This is a genomic window from Campylobacter sp. BCW_6468, assembly GCF_001762865.1.
Taxonomy (GTDB): domain Bacteria; phylum Campylobacterota; class Campylobacteria; order Campylobacterales; family Campylobacteraceae; genus Campylobacter_D; species Campylobacter_D jejuni.
The window spans coordinates 43,072-63,613 of sequence record NZ_MJXQ01000039.1; the positions used below are offsets into that span (position 1 = coordinate 43,072).

The 20,542-nt window shown below is 31.9% G+C and carries 17 protein-coding genes; 6 read left to right on the forward strand and 11 right to left on the reverse strand.

Features of this window, described 5'->3' with window-relative positions:
- The first annotated feature begins 20 nt into the window (after window positions 1-20).
- Window positions 21-1,142, forward strand: coding sequence for a molecular chaperone DnaJ (gene dnaJ, locus AJ889_RS05855; protein ID WP_032585023.1), 1,122 nt, complete (start codon window positions 21-23; stop codon window positions 1,140-1,142).
- 115 nt (window positions 1,143-1,257) lie between these two features.
- Here the strand turns inward: dnaJ and porA are convergent, their stop codons facing one another.
- Window positions 1,258-2,553 carry a group 2 major outer membrane porin protein PorA gene (porA, locus tag AJ889_RS05860; RefSeq protein ID WP_070293302.1) on the reverse strand — a complete coding sequence of 432 codons (1,296 nt, stop codon included), beginning with the start codon at window positions 2,551-2,553 and terminating at the stop codon, window positions 1,258-1,260.
- Between the two features lie 250 nt (window positions 2,554-2,803).
- Entirely contained in the window at window positions 2,804-3,259 is a 456-nt protein-coding gene (locus tag AJ889_RS05865; protein WP_002853170.1) for a low molecular weight protein-tyrosine-phosphatase, read from the reverse strand.
- Between the two features lie 53 nt (window positions 3,260-3,312).
- Between AJ889_RS05865 and AJ889_RS05870 the strand changes: the two genes are divergently transcribed.
- Together AJ889_RS05870 and AJ889_RS05875 are read left to right on the forward strand one after the other, a co-directional pair.
- A complete protein-coding gene (locus AJ889_RS05870) occupies window positions 3,313-4,497 on the forward strand; it encodes an MFS transporter (RefSeq protein WP_002914237.1) in 1,185 nt (394 codons plus the stop codon).
- Window positions 4,498-4,514: 17 nt separating this feature from the next.
- Window positions 4,515-5,177 carry a DUF4230 domain-containing protein gene (locus AJ889_RS05875; RefSeq protein ID WP_002875861.1) on the forward strand — a complete coding sequence of 221 codons (663 nt, stop codon included), beginning with the start codon at window positions 4,515-4,517 and terminating at the stop codon, window positions 5,175-5,177.
- A 38-nt stretch (window positions 5,178-5,215) separates the two neighbouring features.
- On the opposite strand, the gene AJ889_RS05880 is transcribed toward AJ889_RS05875, so the two are convergent.
- From AJ889_RS05880 to guaA, 7 genes are all read right to left on the reverse strand, one after another.
- The gene (locus AJ889_RS05880) at window positions 5,216-5,698 is read right to left on the reverse strand and encodes a DNA-deoxyinosine glycosylase (protein ID WP_002860465.1); all 483 of its coding nucleotides are present in this window, start codon (window positions 5,696-5,698) and stop codon (window positions 5,216-5,218) included.
- Entirely contained in the window at window positions 5,695-7,854 is a 2,160-nt protein-coding gene (locus tag AJ889_RS05885) for a polyribonucleotide nucleotidyltransferase (protein WP_002886028.1), read from the reverse strand. The genes AJ889_RS05880 and AJ889_RS05885 overlap by 4 nt, the downstream gene beginning before the upstream one ends.
- A gap of 69 nt (window positions 7,855-7,923) precedes the next feature.
- Entirely contained in the window at window positions 7,924-9,972 is a 2,049-nt protein-coding gene (locus AJ889_RS05890) for an LPS-assembly protein LptD (RefSeq protein WP_002886025.1), read from the reverse strand.
- Window positions 9,962-10,414, reverse strand: a complete 453-nt coding sequence (locus tag AJ889_RS05895; RefSeq protein ID WP_002853161.1) for an RDD family protein — start codon at window positions 10,412-10,414, stop codon at window positions 9,962-9,964. Before AJ889_RS05895 ends, AJ889_RS05890 begins: the two co-directional genes overlap by 11 nt.
- Complete coding sequence (gene purD / locus AJ889_RS05900; protein ID WP_002898449.1) at window positions 10,411-11,661, reverse strand: phosphoribosylamine--glycine ligase; 1,251 nt, start codon at window positions 11,659-11,661, stop codon at window positions 10,411-10,413. Before purD ends, AJ889_RS05895 begins: the two co-directional genes overlap by 4 nt.
- A gap of 239 nt (window positions 11,662-11,900) precedes the next feature.
- Complete coding sequence (locus AJ889_RS05905; RefSeq protein ID WP_002853236.1) at window positions 11,901-13,361, reverse strand: hypothetical protein; 1,461 nt, start codon at window positions 13,359-13,361, stop codon at window positions 11,901-11,903.
- An 85-nt stretch (window positions 13,362-13,446) separates the two neighbouring features.
- A complete protein-coding gene (gene guaA, locus AJ889_RS05910) occupies window positions 13,447-14,982 on the reverse strand; it encodes a glutamine-hydrolyzing GMP synthase (RefSeq protein ID WP_002859310.1) in 1,536 nt (511 codons plus the stop codon).
- Window positions 14,983-15,120: 138 nt separating this feature from the next.
- Between guaA and AJ889_RS05915 the strand changes: the two genes are divergently transcribed.
- Genes AJ889_RS05915 through AJ889_RS05925 form a run of 3 tightly spaced genes read left to right on the forward strand, consistent with a single transcriptional unit; the run spans window position 15,121 to window position 18,608 of the window.
- Window positions 15,121-15,615, forward strand: coding sequence for a hypothetical protein (locus AJ889_RS05915; RefSeq protein WP_002868551.1), 495 nt, complete (start codon window positions 15,121-15,123; stop codon window positions 15,613-15,615).
- On the forward strand, window positions 15,608-17,410 hold the full coding sequence (gene uvrC, locus AJ889_RS05920) for an excinuclease ABC subunit UvrC (RefSeq protein ID WP_002901270.1): 1,803 nt from the start codon (window positions 15,608-15,610) through the stop codon (window positions 17,408-17,410). Before AJ889_RS05915 ends, uvrC begins: the two co-directional genes overlap by 8 nt.
- 1 nt (window position 17,411) lies before the next feature.
- Window positions 17,412-18,608: a hypothetical protein gene (locus AJ889_RS05925; RefSeq protein ID WP_002854153.1), complete on the forward strand. Its 1,197-nt coding sequence runs from the start codon at window positions 17,412-17,414 to the stop codon at window positions 18,606-18,608.
- Here AJ889_RS05925 and AJ889_RS05930 read toward each other — a convergent pair.
- Window positions 18,605-19,507 (reverse strand): radical SAM protein, encoded by a 903-nt coding sequence (locus AJ889_RS05930; protein WP_002934729.1) that lies wholly within the window; start codon window positions 19,505-19,507, stop codon window positions 18,605-18,607. The genes AJ889_RS05925 and AJ889_RS05930 overlap by 4 nt on opposite strands.
- Entirely contained in the window at window positions 19,504-20,526 is a 1,023-nt protein-coding gene (gene hemE, locus AJ889_RS05935; RefSeq protein WP_002859305.1) for a uroporphyrinogen decarboxylase, read from the reverse strand. The genes AJ889_RS05930 and hemE overlap by 4 nt, the downstream gene beginning before the upstream one ends.
- Between the last annotated feature and the right edge of the window lie 16 nt (window positions 20,527-20,542).

Here is a 20,542-nt window from a genome sequence, read left to right on the forward strand (position 1 = left end):
AAATTTTTTAAAGGAATAATGTGGAAATAAGTTATTATGAAATTCTTGAAATCACGCAAAATGCTGATAAAGAAACCATAAAAAAAGCCTATAGAAAAATGGCTTTAAAATATCATCCTGATAGAAACCAAGGTGATAAAGAAGCAGAAGATAAATTCAAGCTTGTTAATGAAGCCTATGAAGTTTTAAGCAATGATGAAAAGCGAGCTATTTATGATAGATACGGAAAAGATGCTTTAAAAGGCGGTGGATTTGGTTCTAGTAGCTCAGGTTTTGGTGGTTTTGAGGATTTAGGAGATATATTTTCTAGTTTTTTTGGAGAAGGCTTTGGCTCATCGCGTCGTAGAAAAAGTTCAAATGATGAGAAAATCCCTTCAGATTTTATCGTTAATTTAAAATTAAGTTTTAAAGAAGCGGTTTTTGGTTGTAAGAAAAATATAGACTTTACTTATAAATGCTCTTGTAAAACTTGTAATGGAACAGGGGCTAAAGATGGAAAGCTTCAAACTTGTCCAAAGTGTCAAGGTAGAGGACAAGTTGGAGTTTCTCAAGGTTTTATCACTTTTGCACAAACTTGCCCTGATTGTCAAGGAATTGGAGAAAAAGCTAGTGAAAAATGTAGTGATTGTAAAGGTTTGGGTTATAATGAAAGCAAAGATAGTGTCGAGCTTAATATCCCAGAAGGTGTAGATACAGGTATGAAGCTTCGTGTCAATGCTAAAGGCAATATCTTAAAAAATGGTACTAGAGGGGATATGTATGTTAAGATCATCGCTGCTGAAGATGATACTTTTATAAGAGATGATGATGATATATATATAGAATTTCCAGTGTTTTTTACCCAGGCTATCTTAGGAGAGAGTATAAAAGTACCCACCATACGCGGTGAAGCGACCTTAAATTTACCAAAGGGTGCTAAAGATGGACAAAGATTTGTTCTTGAAAAAGAAGGGGTAAAAGATGTTCATAGTTTTCGCATGGGAAATCAAATCGTTCAAATTTCTATCAAATTCCCAACTTCTTTAAACGATGAACAAAAAGAACTTTTAGAAAAACTAAGTGAAAGTTTTGGTATCAAAGATGGTATGCATCAAGAGCAAAAAGGACTTTTTGAAAAAATCGCTAATTGGTTTAAGTCTTAATTTTCCTAAAGCTTTTTAGCTTGGGAAAATCTTTTTATATAAATTTAAGTTTTAAAAATCAGGCATAAAAAAAGGCGGAGCAAAACCCCGCCTTGAAGTTAGACTTAAAAGCTTCTTAGAATTTGTAAAGAGCTTGAAGTTTTACAGCATCATGATGAGTGCTTTCAGGATCTGTATCAACATTTACATAAGAGTAGAATGCTGAGAAGTTAAGTTTTGGAGAGTATTTGTAATCTACTCTTGCAACAGCTTCAAGTTTTTTACCACCTTGACCAATTATATTTGTTTTTGTTCCACCGTATACAAAATCAGCACCAACGCGAACTGCTTCGTTGAAAGTATATCCACCAGTTACATAACCGAAGATATTTCTACCTAAATCACCATTTAGGTTAGATCCTCTAGTATAGAAAATTTCCTCACCTGCTAGTAAAGAGCCAAGATTACCTTGATCTTCGATTGTAGTTACAGTAATTTTATCTTTTTTACCATAGTATAAACCACCAAGACTTGCATCCCAACCATTTACCTCAACAGTGCCTCTTAAAGCAAAGAAATTACCATTTGCTGCATCTAATCTATCTTTAAGTTTATTATCTACAGAATTTCCTAGGTAAGCACCTTCGATAGTCCAGTTAATTCCATCAAAGATAGTTGTGCTATAAGCTGCATCTAAAGCATATAAGAATGCATTATCACTCATATAAGCTAACCATAATTGTGGGTTGAATTGTCCACCAGCGATATCATAAGAGCCGATAGCTGCAGCACCATAAATATTTTTGCTCCAATCTAAAGCACCACTTACATCACTATCACCTTTAGGATTTCCACGATTAAATTGAACTCCTGTAATTTTTTGACTACCATCTTGAGTAATTGTTACAGTAGTATCTGAAGCTTCATTGAAGCTATCCATTGCAAAAGCAGCTAGAGTTAAACCATCGATGCTGTTGTTTACTACTTTAACACCTGTTCCAACTAAACCATCGATACCATTGTCAGTCCAGATAGTGTTTAGTTGTTGTTTACCAGCGATTACGCTTGTAGCAACATCTTCATTTGTATAAGTTAAATATAATTGACGAACTGTTAAAGTATCGCTTGTGTTACTGATGCTATCTGTGCCATAACCACCATCTTGTGAGTTGTAGTCAAATTGAACGAAAGCTTTAAAGTTGTCTGATATAGCACCGCTGAAGTTAACTTGTGCTCTGTATTTATGATCTTGTTTTCCAGAAATACCAGAACCAAAATTTGCATTGCTCCATGGATTGCTACTTTCATATCTGTATCTTAATACTCCAGATACATCGATATCTTTGATCGCTTCTTCAAGTGGAGTAGCGTTAGCTGCTGAAAAAGCACTTGCAGCAAGAGCTGCAACTAAACTAAGTTTAACTAGTTTCATGAGAATTCTCCTTGTCAAAAATTAATAAAACATTGTAATTGTAGCACATAAATTTGGAGTTTTTTCTTAAGAAGCACTTAAAATAGTAAAAATTTTAAATCCGAAGGATAAAAACATCTAAAGAAAAGCCTAGCTAAAGGGATTTAAGCTAGGCGTGTAATTTTAAGGAGTTTTTCTTATGAATGTTTTTCGGTTCGTTTAGAAGTATAAGCCTAAAAAGTAAACGAGAAGTAATATATGTTGTTTTAAATTATTTTGATAAAAAAACAAGTAAATTTTTACAAGCTAGGGATAAAATTTTATAAGTTTCATCAAAATTCCCACTATACCAAGGATCAGGGACTTCATCGTAGTTTAGACTAGGACTAAAATCAGTGATTTTTAAAACTTTGTTTTGGGTGTTGGTGAAGTTTTTTAAAACATTTTTGAAGTTAGAATTGTCCATGGTGATTAAAAAATCGCTTTCATCGCAAAGCTTTTGAGTGAGTTTTTTGCTTGTGAAGTTTTTGTGTTCTATGTTAAGTTGAGCAAGTTTGTTTTTGGTGCCATAGTGCATACCTTCTCCATCGTGTTCTCCTGAAGTTCCAGCACTGCTTATAAAAAATTCTTTTTCTAAATTTGCTTTTTTGACAAGATCTTTCATGATAAATTCTGCCATAGGCGAACGGCATATATTGCCTAAGCATATAAAGAGTATTTTTTTCATTTTTATCCTTGAGTTTTAATTAAAAATTATAAAAAATATCATACAATAAATCCATGGAAAATTTCAATAGAACTTTGCTTGTGTGTTGGTTTGGTGTTTTTACCACAAGTATGGGGCTTAGTCAAATCGCTCCGATTTTGCCTTTTTATATCAAAGAACTAGGACATGTTGATACGAGTGAAATAGCGTTTTACTCAGGGCTTGCTTTTGGGATCACTCCACTTTTTATGGCTGTTTTTTCACCTTTGTGGGCTTTTTTGGGTGCAAAGTATGGTTATAAAAATATGCTTCTTCGTGCAAGTTTTGGGATGTCGGTTTTAACTTTATGGCTTAGCTTTGCTCATAGTGCTTTAGAAGTAGTTTTTGTGCGGGGTTTAACAGGGATAATTTCGGGTTTTACTTCTGCTGCTGTTGTGTTTATTGCTGTGATAGCACCTAAAGAAAAAGTCGCTTATGCTTTAGGAACTCTTTCTACGGCTTCTATAAGTGGAAGTTTGCTTGGGCCTTTGTTTGGTGGCTTTGTGACTGAATTTTTTAGTATTAGTACGGTTTTTGATATGGTGGCTTTTTTGATCGCTTGTTCTTTTGTGACGATTTATTTTTTCATCCATGAGAGAAAAATTCAAAAAGAGGCGAAGAAAAATACTCAAAAAGTGAAAGAAAACAAAACCCTTATTATCGTTCTTTTTATCACTACTTTTGTGATACAATTTGGTACTTTTGGAGTGATGCCGATTTTAAGTATCTATGTTGAGCAAATTCATCAAGGTGGAAATTTGGCTCTTTGGGCGGGTATAGTAGTGGCTGCAAGTGGGATTAGCAATCTTTTTTTCGCACCAAAACTTGGAAAAATCGCCGATAAGATAGGGCCTAGTAAGATTATTTTTGGAGCTTTGATATTTTGTGGAATTTGCTTTTATTTGCAGGCTGTAGTAAGTAATGTTTATACGCTTATTTTCGTGCGTTTACTTATAGGTGTAGGACTTGGAGGGCTTTTGCCTTGTGTGAATGCCTTGCTTAAAAAAAGTGTGAGTGCTAAAAATTTAAGTGTGATTTTTGGTTTTAATCAAACTTGTCAATTTTTGGGAAATTTTTGTGGAGCTTTTGGCGGAGGGATTATGGCTTCACATTTTAGCGTGGAATTTGTTTTTACTTTTGTGTGTTTGATTTTTATCATTAATGCTTTTATTTTCTTGGCGTTTGAGAAAAAATATATCTTTTCAAATCAAGGTTTATAAATTTAGAAAGGTTTAAAATGGAAATGATTTTATTTGTTTTAGTGATGATTTTGCTTGTGCTTTTGTTTGTAGTGCTTTTTAGGCAGTATAAAAGCCCTAAAATAGAAGAAAAAAGTACGCAAAGTTTTAGCGATATCATGCAGCTTAAATCCATAGGAGAATTAAGTGTTTTTCAAGTTTTTAGTAAAGAGATTGTCACTAAAAAAGACAGCGCTTTTAATGGAATTTGGAAAAATCTTTTAGGATGGTCTTTGAGTGAAAGACAGATTGCTTTGATTTTTGAATTTGAGATCACTTTCTTGTATGATTTAAGGGATAAAAACTTTGATATTTTGCCTTTAGGGGACGATGCTTATAAGATCATCATGCCAGAGTGTAGATACAAACACAGCATCATAGATATGAAATTTTATGATGAAAAAAATGCTAAATTTTTACCTTTTTTACTGCCTGATTCTATCAATAGTACGGGGATTAGTTTTAGCGAAAGTGATAAAAACAAACTCATAAAAGAAGCCAAAGATGAGGTTAAAGACTTGTCTTTAAATCTTATCCAAAATTTAGAAAGCAAAATTCATAAAAGTGCTAAGGATACTTTAGAAGCTATTGCTAAAGGTTTTGGAGCTAAGAGAGTGGAATTTGAATTCAAGGATAACACGCAAAAGCTAGATATTAAATAGCTTTTTTCTTGTTTTACTTGGGGGTAATGCTTAGTTTGTTATTTTGTAAATTTTTTGATTATTTCATAGTTTTGCAAAAGCTGTTCAAAAGAAAAATTTAAATTTGCAGGAGAAGTTGAGGGTAGAGCTATGGCTTCTAAGTGAGGGTGGAATTTAACAAAAAATCTATAAGCACTTTGTCCTGTAGTAAAAATGGCTTGAATTTTGGTTTGAGAAAGGATTAGGTTTAAATCATTGGCTTTTGCATAACTTATGGTTTTATCATCTGAATTTTTTATCTTGCAACTTTGAAGTACATCCCAAAGAGCGATATGTTTTTTTCTTAAAAAGGCTTGTTGTTCTGTGATATTTTCTAATCTTACATCAAAAAGTGTTTCTAGTATAGGCCAAAAACGATTTCTTGGGTGTTGATAATAAAAGCCATCTTGTCTTGATTTTACCGAAGGAAAAGATCCTAAAATTAAGATTTTAGAATCTTTGTCAAAAAAAGGCTCAAAAGGATGAGTTAGAAATTCACTCACTCACACAAATCCACAGAAATTTTTCCGTTTTTAATTTCGCTGATTTTAACTTTTAAGCTTTGGTTTTCGCTTAAATTAAGATGCTTGCTTTTTGAACTATGCAATAAACCATCAACACCATTTTTAAGTTCCACAAAGGCTCCAAAAGGAGCGATTTTTTTAACAATACCTTGAAATTCTTGCCCAAGTTCAAAGCCTGATATATCTTTGTCTTTAGGGCCTTTTTTAGTTCCTTTTTGAGAGCTTGTGATGTTTATGATGTAGTCTTTTGCGGCTTTGATTTGCTCGTTTTGACTACCTGCTATTTTTACTTCACCTTTTTCGCGATCTAAGTCTATAGAAACGCCAAATTTTTCTACGATTTCTTTGATGGTTTTTCCGGCTTGTCCTATGATATCAACGATTTTTGAAGGATCAACGCTAAAAAGCTCAAGTTTAGGTAAAACTTCTTCATTGACTATGATTTCTTTGGCGGCTTCTTCCATGATATTTAGAATGTGAATTCTTCCTTCTTTGGCTTGATATAAAGCTTGTTTTAGTATTTCTTGATCGATTCCACCTAGTTTTATATCCATTTGAAGAGCAGTAACGCCGTCTTTGCTTCCTGCTACTTTAAAGTCCATATCCCCATCATGATCTTCAAGTCCCATGATATCTGTTAAAACAGCATACTTGTTATCTTCAAAGATAAGCCCCATGGCTACTCCTGCAACAAGTTTTAAGCTTGGCACTCCTGCTGCTTTTAAGGCTAAAGATCCGCCACAAACCGTTGCCATGGAACTTGAGCCATTGCTTTCTAAAATTTCACTGACTAAGCGGATTACATAAGGATAGTTTTCATCCACACTTGGATAAAGTGCTCTTTTGGCTAAATTTCCATGTCCTAGTTCTCTTCTTCCTGGAGCTTTGATAGGACTTGCTTCGCCTACTGAAAAACCTGGAAAATTATAATTTACCATAAAGCGTTCGCTTATAGGATTTTTTTCTGTAAGCAAGTCTATCATTTGAGAATCGTTTTCTCCGCCTAAGGTTGCAACCACTAGGGCTTGAGTTTGTCCACGAGTGAAAAGACAAGAACCATGAGCGTTTGGTAAGATGTTGGTTTCTATACTAATAGGACGAACCTCGTTTAAACTTCTACCATCAGCTCTTTTGCCTTCATTTAAAATTTGCTCACGAATAAGTTTGCGTTTGACTTTAGCTAAGGTATTTAAGACACTTTCTTCGCTCCAGTCTTTAGTGATTTCAAGATTTAAAATTTCTTTAGCGATTTTATTTAGTTCGCTTGCTCTTTCGCTTTTTGCCATTTGATTGATGGCTTCTTTGATTTGTTTTTGGAAATTATTTTCTATAAAAGCTAAAATTTCAGGATGTTCAATCTCATTTTTTAGTTCGATTTGAGAATTTTTTTTGTGTTTGCTAAAGGCTTCTTCATAAGCATTTGAACCATTTAATATAGCTTTTTGAGCTAAATTTAGAGCTTCTAAAATTTCATCTTCGCTAAGTTCATTCATATTTTGTGAAGTGGTTTGAGTTAAAACATCAGCATAAGGAGCTTCGATAAAGATTTCATTTTCTTTTTGATCAGGTAAGGCTCTCATTTCTATCATCAAAAGCTCATCTTTTACACCTGCTACATAGAGATCTAGGGTGCTATTTTGAAGCTCTTCATTGTTTGGATTGAGTATGAAATTTCCATCTATCTTTCCTATACGCACACCACATACTGGAGCTTTCATAGGTATATCACTAAGATAAAGTGCCACGCTTGCGGCATTTAAGCTCATTACTTGTAAATCTACTTTAGGATCAGCTGAGAGAACCATCACAACGATTTGAGTCGGATAAGCATAGCCTTTTGGAAAAAGAGGGCGTAAGCTTCTATCAATAATGCGTGCTGTTAAGGTTTCTGCATCGCTTGGCTTGGTTTCTCTTTTGACATAACCACCAGGGATTTTTCCTGCGGCATAAGCTTTTTCGATGTATTGGACGGTTAGAGGTAAAAAATCTTCTTCAACTTGTTTTTCTTCTCTTGCAACTGTAGCTAGAACAACGCTTTTGCCTTGTCTCATTAAAACAGCACCGGCAGCTTGTTTGGCGACTTTGTCTATATCAAATATTTCTGTATTTTTGTTAATTTCTATGCTGTATTGCATTATTTTTCCTTTTTTACCAGATAATAAATTCGTAAAATTTTTTAAAATATTTAGCAAATTTCATCCTTTTTAAATTTTGTTTTCACTTTCTGCTAAAGAGAAATCGTATTTTACTCCTCCTAAAGGATAGAAGTTGAAAATAAAATAAACTCCGCTTTGATTTTTAGCTGTGATGCCACCACTTGTGAGTTGTGGATCGATTCTTTCTCTATACATTAAAGAATAGTTCCAACATTTTCTTTGGTAGGTATAGCCAAGTTCCCACATGTTTGCATGAGCTCTTTGAGTATCAAACCAAATTCCACCAAATAAATTGTAATTAGGTGTGGCAATATAATTTGCTCTTGTACCAATAAAGCTATATTTTCCATACTCATCGTTTTGATAAGCATGAGAAAACATCCAATTAAATTTTGAATTTGTATTGACTTCTATTTGGCTGATGACATTGGTAAAGCGACTTTGCTCATAAGAGTAAAGCACTTCGCTGTTGAGATTGATGTTTTCATTAAAATAATAAGTTAAAAGATTTTCAAGTTCATAGAATTCATTTTGTTTATTGAGATAGTCAAGTGAAATTCTGTGTTTGAGTTTTTTTTGTCCTTCGTTGTTATAGAAATATTGCACAGCATAAAGACTTGTATGTTCGTTTTCTTTGTCGTATTCTTCAAGATAATCTTGCGTGATTTTACCTGATTTTGCTCCTGGTAAAATGTAATTCACCCCTAAATTTAAAGTATGAAAGAAATTTTCATAAGCTTTTGAAAGATCGGTGTAGAGATTAAAATCATGAGTGTTTCTGAAATAATGCTCATGGTTTCTTTCGGGATCGTTGCTATAATTTACAAAAGAAGCATAAAATCTTTCTGTAAAAGTAAAGTGTAAAAAGTCTCCAAAAAAAGCGTTGTGATACGAGATAGGCAAGTCTAAATTTAGCTCATTTGCATAAGAACCAGCAGGTCGGTAAAAATTATGAAATGAAGCATCAAATGAATAACGCAGGCGTTCATCAAAAAGGTTATTTAAAAATCTATGATATTGAAAGCTTGGATATTCTTGCAAGGTTGTATTGTTGCTAAGTTTAGATGTGTCGATATAATATCTTGCATAAGCTCCATAAAAATTGTTTTCATCAGCTAAAAAATAATTGATTTTGGAGGTTACAAGCGAGTTAAGATCTCGATAATCCCTACTTCCTAAATTTAAATAATCCACATCGTTGAGATAGGTTGCATCTATCCATAGGCCTTCTTGAAAATTATCACTGAGTAAAGATTTGATTAAATCATCTCTTGAGTATTTTAGTTCTATTCCATAGTGGGTTTGATTTTTCAAATTTTCATCGTGAAAATAGGAGCTATTTTCCCTAAAAGCACCAAAATTTAATTCTCCTGTTGAATATGGAGAATCAAGAAATCTTAAAGTAGAATAAAGTCCAAAACCACGGTTTGTTCGAATTTGTGGATCAAGTTCTAAATCCCAATTTTCTTGAGTGGCTATATAAATAGGTTGTTCATAGTATAAGCCTTCGCTACTTTTTAAAACGATTTTTGGGATTAAAAGCCCGCTTTGTCTATGAGTATCAGCGCTAAATCCAAAATAAGGTAGATAAAAAACTGGGGTATTTTTAACATATAATCTTGCATTGTAAAGATGAACAAAATTGGTTTCCCGGTTAAGCCAGCCTTTTGAAAAACGAATTTCCCAATCAGGATCTTCAACATTGCAGCTTGAAACTGCTGAAACTTTGCTTTCAAAGACTTTATCATTTAGATGGCTTGTTTTGCTTTGAAACCATACTTCAAGATTGTTATTGGAAAAGAAAAAATTACTAAAATCGGCTTGATTGGAATTTAGGTTGATTTTAGCATAATCAGAATGTGATCTTTCGTTTTGTCCCCTTAGGATGTTAACATCGCCAAAAAGCTCAACATCTCCGGTTTTTTCATTGTAAATTGCTTTATTGGCAGTGATGAAATAAAAATCAGAAAAAATAATAACATCATTGTTCGCAGTAAGAATATCACCTTCTTTTTTTGCATCAAGAGCGTAAATATCAACTTGTGCTGCATTTAAAGCTATGCTAGTTCCTAGCAATAGGGAAAATTTACGCCACATCGACTACTATTGTCCTTGCTAGATAATCCTCCCAAGCTTTGCGTAAATCATTGCTTAAAGCCCAAGCAAATCCAAGCATAAACGCCATAGCACTAACTTGTCTTACGGCAGACCTGATGCAACTTTGAATGAGATTGGGTTTGTCAAGAAGATTTTCATCCAAGATGATAATTTTGCATAATATTTTTCCCAAACTTGCTCCATAAAGATAAGTAAAAATTGCTTGATAACTAAAATGAAGCAAGATGAAGCCAAGGTAAAAATTTCCTACAATTTGAGTTGTTTCAAATAAATCTTTTGCTTGGATTAGACGATCATAAAAAATGATAAACACAATCAAAGAAATAACCATATCATCGATTAAAAAAGCTAGAACTCTTTTTCCAAAACTTGCTATTTTTAGATTTTCACGCTCTAAGCGGTCTTGTAAATTTTCTTTCATTTCAGAACCTGATGAGCGATGTCTTTTCTGTATTGTTTTCCTTTGAAATTTACATTATCACAAAGTTTATAAGCATTTTTTTGCGCTTCTTCTATACTTTTTCCTGTGCCAACGCAAACTAAAACTCTTCCACCATCAGCCATTAATTTGCCATCTTCTAGGCTTACTCCAGCATAAGAAATATGAGAGTTTTCAGGAATGTTATTTACAGTAATTTCACTTTTTGGTGAACTTTTGTAAGGATAGTTTTCACTTGCGCATACAACCCCTACTGCAAATTCTTTTTTGATTTTGATTTTTGAGTGTCTTAAGCGTCTTTGAGTAGCAGCTAAAATAAGTTCTAAAGGATCTTCGATTAAAGGCATTAAAACTTCACATTCAGGATCGCCAAAGCGAACGTTAAATTCTAATACGTAAGGTTTATTTCCAACGATCATAGCACCTATAAATAAAACACCACAAAATTCCGCTCCTTCTTTTTTCATACCTGCTAAAGTTGGTAAAATAATATCTTTTTGAACTTTTCTAAGCAAGCTTTCATTTGCCAAAGAGCTAGGAGCGTAAGCACCCATTCCACCAGTATTTGGCCCTTGATCATTATCGAGTAATTTTTTGTGATCTTGTGCTGCAGGAAGTAAAACAAAATCATTGCCATCACATACTGCAAAAATGCTTAATTCATAACCATCTAAAAATTCTTCAATTACAACGAGTTTTCCAGCATCTCCAAAGCTTTCTCCGCTCAGCATTTTAGCCGTTTCTTCTATGGCTTCTTCATGAGTTTTAGCTATGATAACACCTTTTCCTGCGCAAAGTCCATCGGCTTTTACTACTATAGGAGGGGTTAAACTATATATAAAATTTTTTGCTTTTTCAATGTCATTTGTGTTTAAAAATTTGGCTGTTTTGATACGGTATTTTTTAAGAAAGCTTTTCATAAAAGATTTTGAGGTTTCAAGCATTGCAGCAGCTTTACTTGGCCCAAAAATAGCAAGTCCTTGTTGTTTAAAAATATCTACAACCCCTTCAGCTAAAAAATTTTCACTTCCTACTATACAAAGATCAAAACCTTTTTCTTTTGCATAGGTTGCTAAAACTACTGGATCTTTTAGGTTTAAATTTGTTCCAAGACTTTCGGTAGCGCCATTTCCAGGAGCAAAATAAAACTCTAAATTTTTGTCTACTCTTCTTAAGGCTAAAGCAATAGAATATTCTCTTGCACCACTACCCAAAATCATTATTTTCATTTATATCTCCTTTTAAACCCAAACAGCCGTTTAACAAAGATTGACCCCAAAAAGTCAAAGAAAACCGCTAGGTAATTTTTAAAGGCTGCAACTTCTCACTTTTTTCAAAGCTCAAACGATGCCACAGAACACGGTAAATCACACAATCGCAGTTAATAAAAATGTGTTGGATCACTTTAAATACTACAAACTGTTTAGGCAAGGAAATTATAACTTAATTTAGCTTAAATTTCTATGTCTTAAATCAATTTAAATTTGGTTTTTCCTGATTTGTCAAAATGCTTTCCTTGTAAAATAATATCGGCAACATTTTCCCAAACATGTTTTTCATCAATATAGACTATATCAAAGGTGTTATCACGCATTAAAGATTGATAATTTACTTTTTTAGGTGCGTATTTTACTAAATAATACGGATTTTGTGAAAAGTTTTCAATTTTTAATTTGCATAATAAATCTAAATCCGATGTGACAACTAAAAATTTTTTTCTTTGTTCTTTTGTGATTTTTTGAATATACACTAAAAGTTTTTGATCAAAAGGATTTAGAGCGGATTTATTTAAGCGACTTAAGTAATGTTCTGCAAAAGAAAGAGAACAGAAAGAATTTTCTATATTACTCATAGTAAAATAAGAATTTTTAACCCCTGATGATTTTAAAGATAAGTGCCAAATTTTGACATCCATTATGGTTGCACATAGATTTAAACCTGTGACAATTTTTTTAAAGAGTTTTTCTCGTGAAAGTTTAAAAGCATTTTCGAAAATATTGTAATTTTTCTTATAAAAATCTTCCCTTATAGCATCAAGTCTTTTTAGTGTTGTTCTGTAGTATTCTGCTTCTTTTTGTAGTTTAGCCAATCTTTCTTGTCGTGCTTTAAGTTTTTCAGGGTCTGCATCGGTCGCATTGCTTTTAAGATTTATTTCAGATTGTAAAGTTTTCATTTGTGCTTCAAGTGAGGCTAGACGATTTTTTCTTGTATCTATGGTGGCTACTAAAGCTTGGTAATGACACTGCAAAGATAAAAAAGTTTCGTTAAAAATTTTAGTGATATTTGGTTTTTGATCAGCCATCATTTGCTTATACGAATTCTCTAAATGCATCATGATGCTTTTTAATGCGCTAAATTGGGTTTGGTCTATGCTATTATCCATAAAAATTAAAGTATCATAAGCTTTAAATAAAAATCTTTTAAGTATAAGATAATCAAGTATACAAGGAATTTCCTTTTCATCTTGTAGATTGGCTTGAAGCGTTTCTACGGATAAAATTTCATGGGCAAAATATTTTTGTATAGCTTGAGGTATAGTAAAAGAAAGAGGAATTTTTTCTATAGTGTCAAAGTCTGTTGTTCTATAGAGTTCTGTTATATAAGCACTTCTTCTTGAGTTTTGCAAGTCTTCTAATTCATCATCATTATCAGTTTTCCAAAAATCATGCTCAGTGATAAAATCCCCTTCTTTGAATTCTTGAAATTTTGAAGGTTTTATACCTGTTATGGTTTTGCTTGTTTGAACGAGTTTGCCGTCTTCTGCTTTTTTTTCGCTAGAAAGAGTTCTAAATTCCACAAGCATACCAACACTTGGCATACTTTTTTTATCATTCCAAATTTGGCGATTAAAGTCAAAAAAGGTATTTGCTGAGTTTGTAACGGTTCCACGTCCTGTAGAATCCATATAAATAGCTATTTTTCCATGCATATTTCTTCCTTGAAATTTCTTAAATAAATTCTAGCCTTATTTTTATAAAAATTTTATATTAAAAATAAGAGCTAGAAAAAATGGATTATTCCCATTCTATAGTTGCAGGTGGTTTGCTTGAGATATCATAAACAACGCGATTTATACCTTCTACTTCATTGATGATACGGCGACTTATGTTTTCTAAAATTTCGTAAGGTAAATGCGAGAAGGTAGCTGTCATACCATCACTTGCATCTACAACGCGTATACAAACTGCATTATCATAAGTGCGGTTATCCCCCATAACTCCAACGCTTTTAACATTTAAAAGTACGCAAAATGCTTGCCAAGTTTTATCATACCAACCTGTACTTTTAAGTTCCTCAAGTAAAATTACATCAGCCTTGCGTAATAGTTCTAAGCTAGCGCGATTTACTTCTCCCATAATGCGTATAGCAAGACCTGGCCCAGGGAAAGGATGACGATAAACTACTTCTTTGCTAAGTCCAAGCTCAAGTCCTAAGGCACGCACTTCATCTTTAAAAATTTCTTTTAAAGGCTCTATGAGTTTAAGATTCATTTTTTCAGGTAAGCCCCCTACATTATGATGGCTTTTAATGGTTTTGCTTGCACCTACAACAGAACTTTCTATGATATCAGTATAAAGTGTGCCTTGGGCAAGATATTTTACATCTTTATGTTTTTTTGCTTCTTCTTCAAAAACTTCTATAAAGGTATTTCCTATGATTTTTCTTTTTTGTTCAGGATCTGTGACATTAGCTAAGCGACTTAAGAAAATTTCACTTGCATCAATGCTGATGAGATCGATGCCTAAAGTGTTTTTAAACATAAATTCAACTTGTTCTTTTTCTCCACTTCTTAAAAGTCCATTATCTACAAAAACTACTATAACTTGCTCTTTTATAGCGCTAGCTAAAAGTGCAGCAACTACGCTACTATCTACTCCGCCACTTACAGCACAAAGCACTTTATCATTGCCTACTTCTTCACGGATTTTTTCTGCTTGAGTTTTTGCAAAAGAACCCATATTCCAAACACTTTCACAATTGCAAGCATATTTAGCAAAATTTTTTAAGATATTTTTGCCAAATTCGCTGTGTTGTACTTCTGGGTGAAATTGTAGAGCAAAGAATTTCTTATCTTCGTTTCCAAAAACACAAAAAGGGCTATTTTCACTTGTGGCTAAAACTTCAAAACCTTGAGGTAAATTTTCTACTTTATCAGAATGACTCATCCAAACGGTTTGTTTTTTTGGAAGATTTTTAAATAAAGCGTTATCTTTTTTAATTTCTATGTTTGCTTTGCCGTATTCTTTATGTCCTGCAGGTGCTACTGTAGCTTTGTAATGATGTGCCATAAGCTGCATACCATAACAAATTCCAAGAACAGGTAGATTTAAGTCAAATATACCTTTATCGCAAAAATACGCATCAGTTGCATATACACTTGCTGGACCTCCGCTTAAAATAATACCTTTTGGTTCTTTCGCCTTAATATCAGCTAAGCTTACATTAAAAGGTAAAATTTCTGCATAAACTCCTTGTTCCCTTAAGCGTCTTGCTATAAGCTGAGTGTATTGAGAGCCAAAGTCTAAAACTAAAATATCTGCTTTTTTCATTATTTACCACCTATGTAATTGTTCGTATTTTTTAATGGTTTTTACTGAACCATTTTGTTCATAGCTTGTGTATTGAGGGTTGCCTTTATATCCGCAAGCACAGAAGAAAATTAAGAAAAGAAATGCTAAAATCATCTTATGGGAAAAAGAAATAATATTAAGATGACTAAAAATGCTAGTGCTGTTATTAATGAATTGATGGATAAACCTCATTATAAGCCTTTAAAAACCTTATTTTTTTGCAAAGATTTTTTAAGTTCTTTTCCGCTTGCTAAGCAACGTTTGATTGCTAAAATTTATGTAAAAAATCATATTTTAAATATAATAACCTTACATCCAGCAGCTTATCAAGAATTAAATCATGATGATAGCAAAATTTATATTAAATTTCTCATAAAAGCATATGGACAGAAATATCCTTTAAGTGGATTTGTTGATATAAAAGATATAAAAATCTTTTCTCAAAAATACACTTATGCGGCAAATAAAAACAAAAATGATGAAAAACTCTCTAAAAATTCTTATTTGGAACTTTCTAAGGGTGAATTTAAAAATTGCTTTGAAGATGAAAAATTATTTAAGAAATTTGAAGATTTAAGAGAGCTTATAAAAAAAGGTTCTAATCTTGATTAAAGAGAATTTAGAAAATGAGTTAAAAACTCTTCCTAATAGTACTGGCGTTTATCAATACTTCAATCAAGAAGGAAAGCTTTTATATGTAGGCAAGGCTAAAAATCTTAAAAATCGTGTTAGATCTTATTTTGCTTTTACTCCAAATTTACATGCAAATCCAAGAAATTCTTTAAGAATTCAAAAAATGATTGAAGAAACAGTGCATTTGGAATTTATTGCTACTAATTCAGAGGCTGATGCTTTGATTTTAGAAAATTCTTTTATCAAACAACTGCATCCAAAATATAATATTTTGCTAAGAGATGATAAAACTTATCCTTATATTTATGTGGATTTTGAAGAAGAATTTCCACGCTTTGAGATCACTAGAAAATTAGTAAAAAAAAGCAAAATTAAATATTTTGGCCCTTTTTTTAAAGGCGCTAGAGAGCTTTTAGATGCGCTTTATTTATACTATCCTTTAAAGCAAAAAGCAAGTTGTAAATCCCCTTGTATTTTTTATCAAATTTCTCGTTGTCTTGCGCCTTGTGATAAACTCATCAGCAAAGAAAAATACCTTGAAATTTTAGATGAGGCTATACACGCACTTTTAAATCCTAGTGTTTTGCTTAAAAACTTAGAAAAACAAATGCTTGTTTTAGCACAAAATGAAAATTACGAAGAAGCAGCTAAAGTAAGAGATCAGATTGCAATGATTAAAGATTTGGAAGTTAAGGTTGAAATAGATATTGCAAAATTAGAAGATTTTGAAGTATTTGCTTTAGCTTTTGAAAATTCCATGCTTTCAACCTTGCGTTTTGTGGTGCAAAATGGAAAAATTATCAGTGCAAATTCTAAGATTACTCCTATAAAAAATGATATACAATGGGATCAAAATGAAATTTATAAGCAACTGATTTTAGAAAATTTTAGCATGGATATTCCTTTGCTTGCAAATGTTATTTATGTTTATGAAGAATTTGAAGATAGAGTGCTTTTAGAAGAAATTTTAAGCCAAAGGTTTGATAAAAAAATCAGTATTAAAATCCCTAAAATAGGAGAAAAAAGAAGAATTTGTGATTTGGCTTTTCAAAATGCCCTTTTAAATATAGAAAAAGAGCAAAAAAATCATGATTTTACTATACAAAAAGAATTAAAGTTTTATTTTGAGCTTGAAAATTTACCAAATGATATAGAAATTTTTGACAATTCTCATTTGCAAGGCGTGGCAAATGTTGGAGCTATGGTAACTTATAGAATAAATTCTTGGGATAAGTCAAAATATAGAAAATTTCATTTAAAACATAAAAATGACTATGATCAAATGCGTGAAGTTTTAACGCGTAGGGCTTTGGACTTTGATAAAATACCTCCTCCTGATTTATGGCTTATAGATGGGGGAAAGGCTTTGCTTGATTTGGCTAAAGAAATCATTGTAAGTAGTGGGGCAAATGTCGATATTTTAGCTATTTCAAAAGAAAAAATCGATGCAAAAGCACATAGAGCTAAAGGGGGTGCTAAGGATAAAATTCATTCCTTAAAAGGAGAATTTAGTCTAAGCATTAACGATAAAAAACTACAATTCTTACAGAAATTAAGAGATGAAGCACACCGTTTTGCTATCAGCTTTCATCAAAATACTAAGAAAAAACAGGACTTGAATAGTTCTAAGCTTGTAAATTTAGGACTTAGTTCAGGGGTTATACAAAAACTTTTAGCGTATTATGGAAATTTTGAATCTATATATAAGGCTGATTTTAAAGATCTTGCAATGCTTGTAGGCAAGAAAGCGGCGCAAAAGATAAAGGAAAATTGATTTGATATTAGCAGGGATAATTTTTATTTTTAATCTAATTTTAGCGTATTTAAGTATTGATATCTCAAAGCTTGATAGTGTTACTGAACAACTGAAAATAGGTATGTTTTCTAGCATTTTTGTTTTATCTTTAACACTTTTTATTTTTGCTTTTAGGCAAAATAGAAATATAAACAAAATATATCAAAAAATTTTTTGCATGCAAAATGATTTTTTAAATTTTCAAAAAAAGATTGATGTTGATAGTGCGCTTGATTTGTTAAAGGAAAAATTTGAAACTACGAGCCAAAATTTAACTAAAATATCCCATGAAAAAGATAGATATTTGCATTTATTGGAGGAAAATTTATATCAGCTTGTAAATATATCTAATGCAATGCGTTGCTTAAATGAAGGGTATAATAAAGAAATTAATTCTTTGATTTTAAATGCCTTAAATTCTCAAAAAGATCAAATTAGATTAGAATTAAATGAGGCTTTAGAGCATCATAAAAGCATTATAGGAACATCTCATGGAAAGGTTTTGCAATTTGAAGCAAGTGTGGCCATAGTTAATAATGATGAGCTTGAGAATTTTTTACTTGCAAATTTACTTTCGTATTTTGGCATAGAAAGCACTTGTTTTAAAAATTTAAGTTTTGATGTTAATGACTTTCATTTGATTTTTATCAAGGATAAAATTTTCAATAAAAATGTAAAGAAAAATTATGATTTTATAGTGATGGGTCGGCATAAAAATACACATTATGAGTATTTTTTAACTTTACCTTTTGAAAAAAAAGATCTTGAAAATATTTTGCAAAACAAGCTTGATAAGGTTTGCACTTTAAAATTTAAAACCCCTTATCAAAATAATGTATTGCTTTTTAAACAAAATGATTTTGATGCAACCTTGTTTTTTAATATAATAGAAAAACAATGTGATAAAAATATATGTATAAATTCTTTTAGTCAATTAAAACAAGAATTAAGCAAGGAGACTTATCGTTTGATTTTACTTGATTATGAATTAATTAAATTTGATCTTGAGCAAATGAGAAATTTGCTAAGTGCTTATAAAAAACAGCATCCACAAAGCCATATCATCTTTTTTTCAAAGGAAAAAGTTAGGGATTTTGATTGTGTGAGCGAAGTTTTAAGTGATGTAAGTAGAAATGATCTTATAACTTTACTTAGAAAGTATTTGCCAAAGGCCTAAACTTTATAAAATTTAACTCCAGCTAAATCGAGAATTTTTACCTTTTTTTCTTTGATAAGTTGATTTAAGAGAGTTTTGGATTGTTCATCAAATTTCACTTCAATGTCTATTTCGCTTTGTGAGCGCAAATGAAGCATTTTTAATAATTCTTCTTCATTGAAGCTTAGTTTTTCACCTTCATAATGTCTTTTGGCTAAGAGTATGGGAGTAGAATCTATAAGTTTAGAAAGTTCTAAAAGTTTTTCTTCGCTTACTTTTTTAACAGCATAAGCAGGAGGTCTATCTATGGTGCTTAGATCAACTCTTAAAGGCATGATTTTTTTTAAAGCTTGATTAAGTGCTTCAAATTCTTCTTCGTTGTCATTAAGATCTTTAACAACTAGAATTTCCATAATCAAATCTCCATTAAACCTAGCTCTAAAATCTGCCATTTTTTCTATCATTTTTTCTAAGTCAATGTTTTTTAAAGCTCTATCAATACGATAAAAAGTTTTAGCAACTGCACTATCCAGGCTAAATTTGACCACATCTAGTTTTAGCAAAGCATTAAATTTGTCTTCATCTAATACAGCTGTACCATTGCTTAAAATAAGCAATTTTTTATCTTTAGCAATGCTGCGTAAAGATAAAATAAGCTCATTTAAATAAGGATAAAGACTAGGCTCTCCGTTGGCAGTAAGGGTAAGAAAATCAAATTCAACATTTTTTTCAAGCATAACTTTAACTTCGGAGATAATTTTATCTATGCTGATAATTTCATCCTGTTTTTCTTGGGCTTTTTTTGGATCAAGCTCGCAATAAACACAATCAAAATTGCATTGTTTTTTACTAGGGCTTAAATCTATACCCAAAGATCTTCCAAAACGCCTTGAGCTAACAGGACCAAAGAGTATTTTCATTTAGCTGAACTTTCTTGTACAAGCTTGATAAAATATTTTGCATTTTCAACAGGAATATCAGGCAAGATCCCATGTCCTAAGTTGAAAATATGAGCTTTATTTTGCATGGTTTTTAGTATTTTTCCGACTCCTTCTTTGATGGCATTTTTATCATAAAGTCTACAAGGTTCCATGTTGCCTTGAAGAGTGTATTTGTGCGATAGTTTATCACGTGCTAAATCAAGCGGAGTGCTCCAATCAACTCCAAAAACATCAAAATTACCATCGATTCTATCCAAATAACCGCTAATGCCTTTAGGGAATAAAATTACAGGTATATTTGGGTATTTGCTTTTAATAAAATTTGAAATTTCAAGCATATAATTAAAAGAGAATTCAAAAAACTTATCATATTCTAAAGCACTTGCCCAGCTATCAAAAATTTGTATAGCATTAGCACCTGCTTTAATTTGCTCTTCTAAATAAAGTTTTAAAACTTGAGTTAGTTTGTTTAGAATTTTATGTAAAAGTTCTGGGTTTTGATAAAGCATTTTTTTACACTTTGCATAATTTTTACTTCCACTTCCTTCTATCATATAGGTAGCTATAGTCCAAGGGCTTCCGCAAAATCCTATTAAAGCCTTGTTTTGAGATAATTTTTCTCTTGTAAGCTTTAAGGCATCATAGACATAATTTAATTTTTTATGTGCATTTTGATCGTCAAGTTTTTCTAAATCTTCTAGGGTTGAAATAGGATTATCAAAAACAGGCCCTTCTCCTTTTTCAAAACGTAAATTCATACCCATTTCAAGAGGAACAACTAAGATATCTGAAAAAATGATTGCTGCATCTACATCTAAAATATCAATAGGCTGTAAAGAAACTTCAGAAGCTTTTTTATAGTCTTTGCATAAAGAGAGAAAATCACCCGCTTGTTTTCTTACTTCCATATATTCTGGCAAATACCTTCCTGCTTGACGCATCATCCAAATAGGGGTGTAGGGTGTAGGTTTTTTAAAGCAAGCATCGATAAAAATCATTATTTTCCTTTGTTTT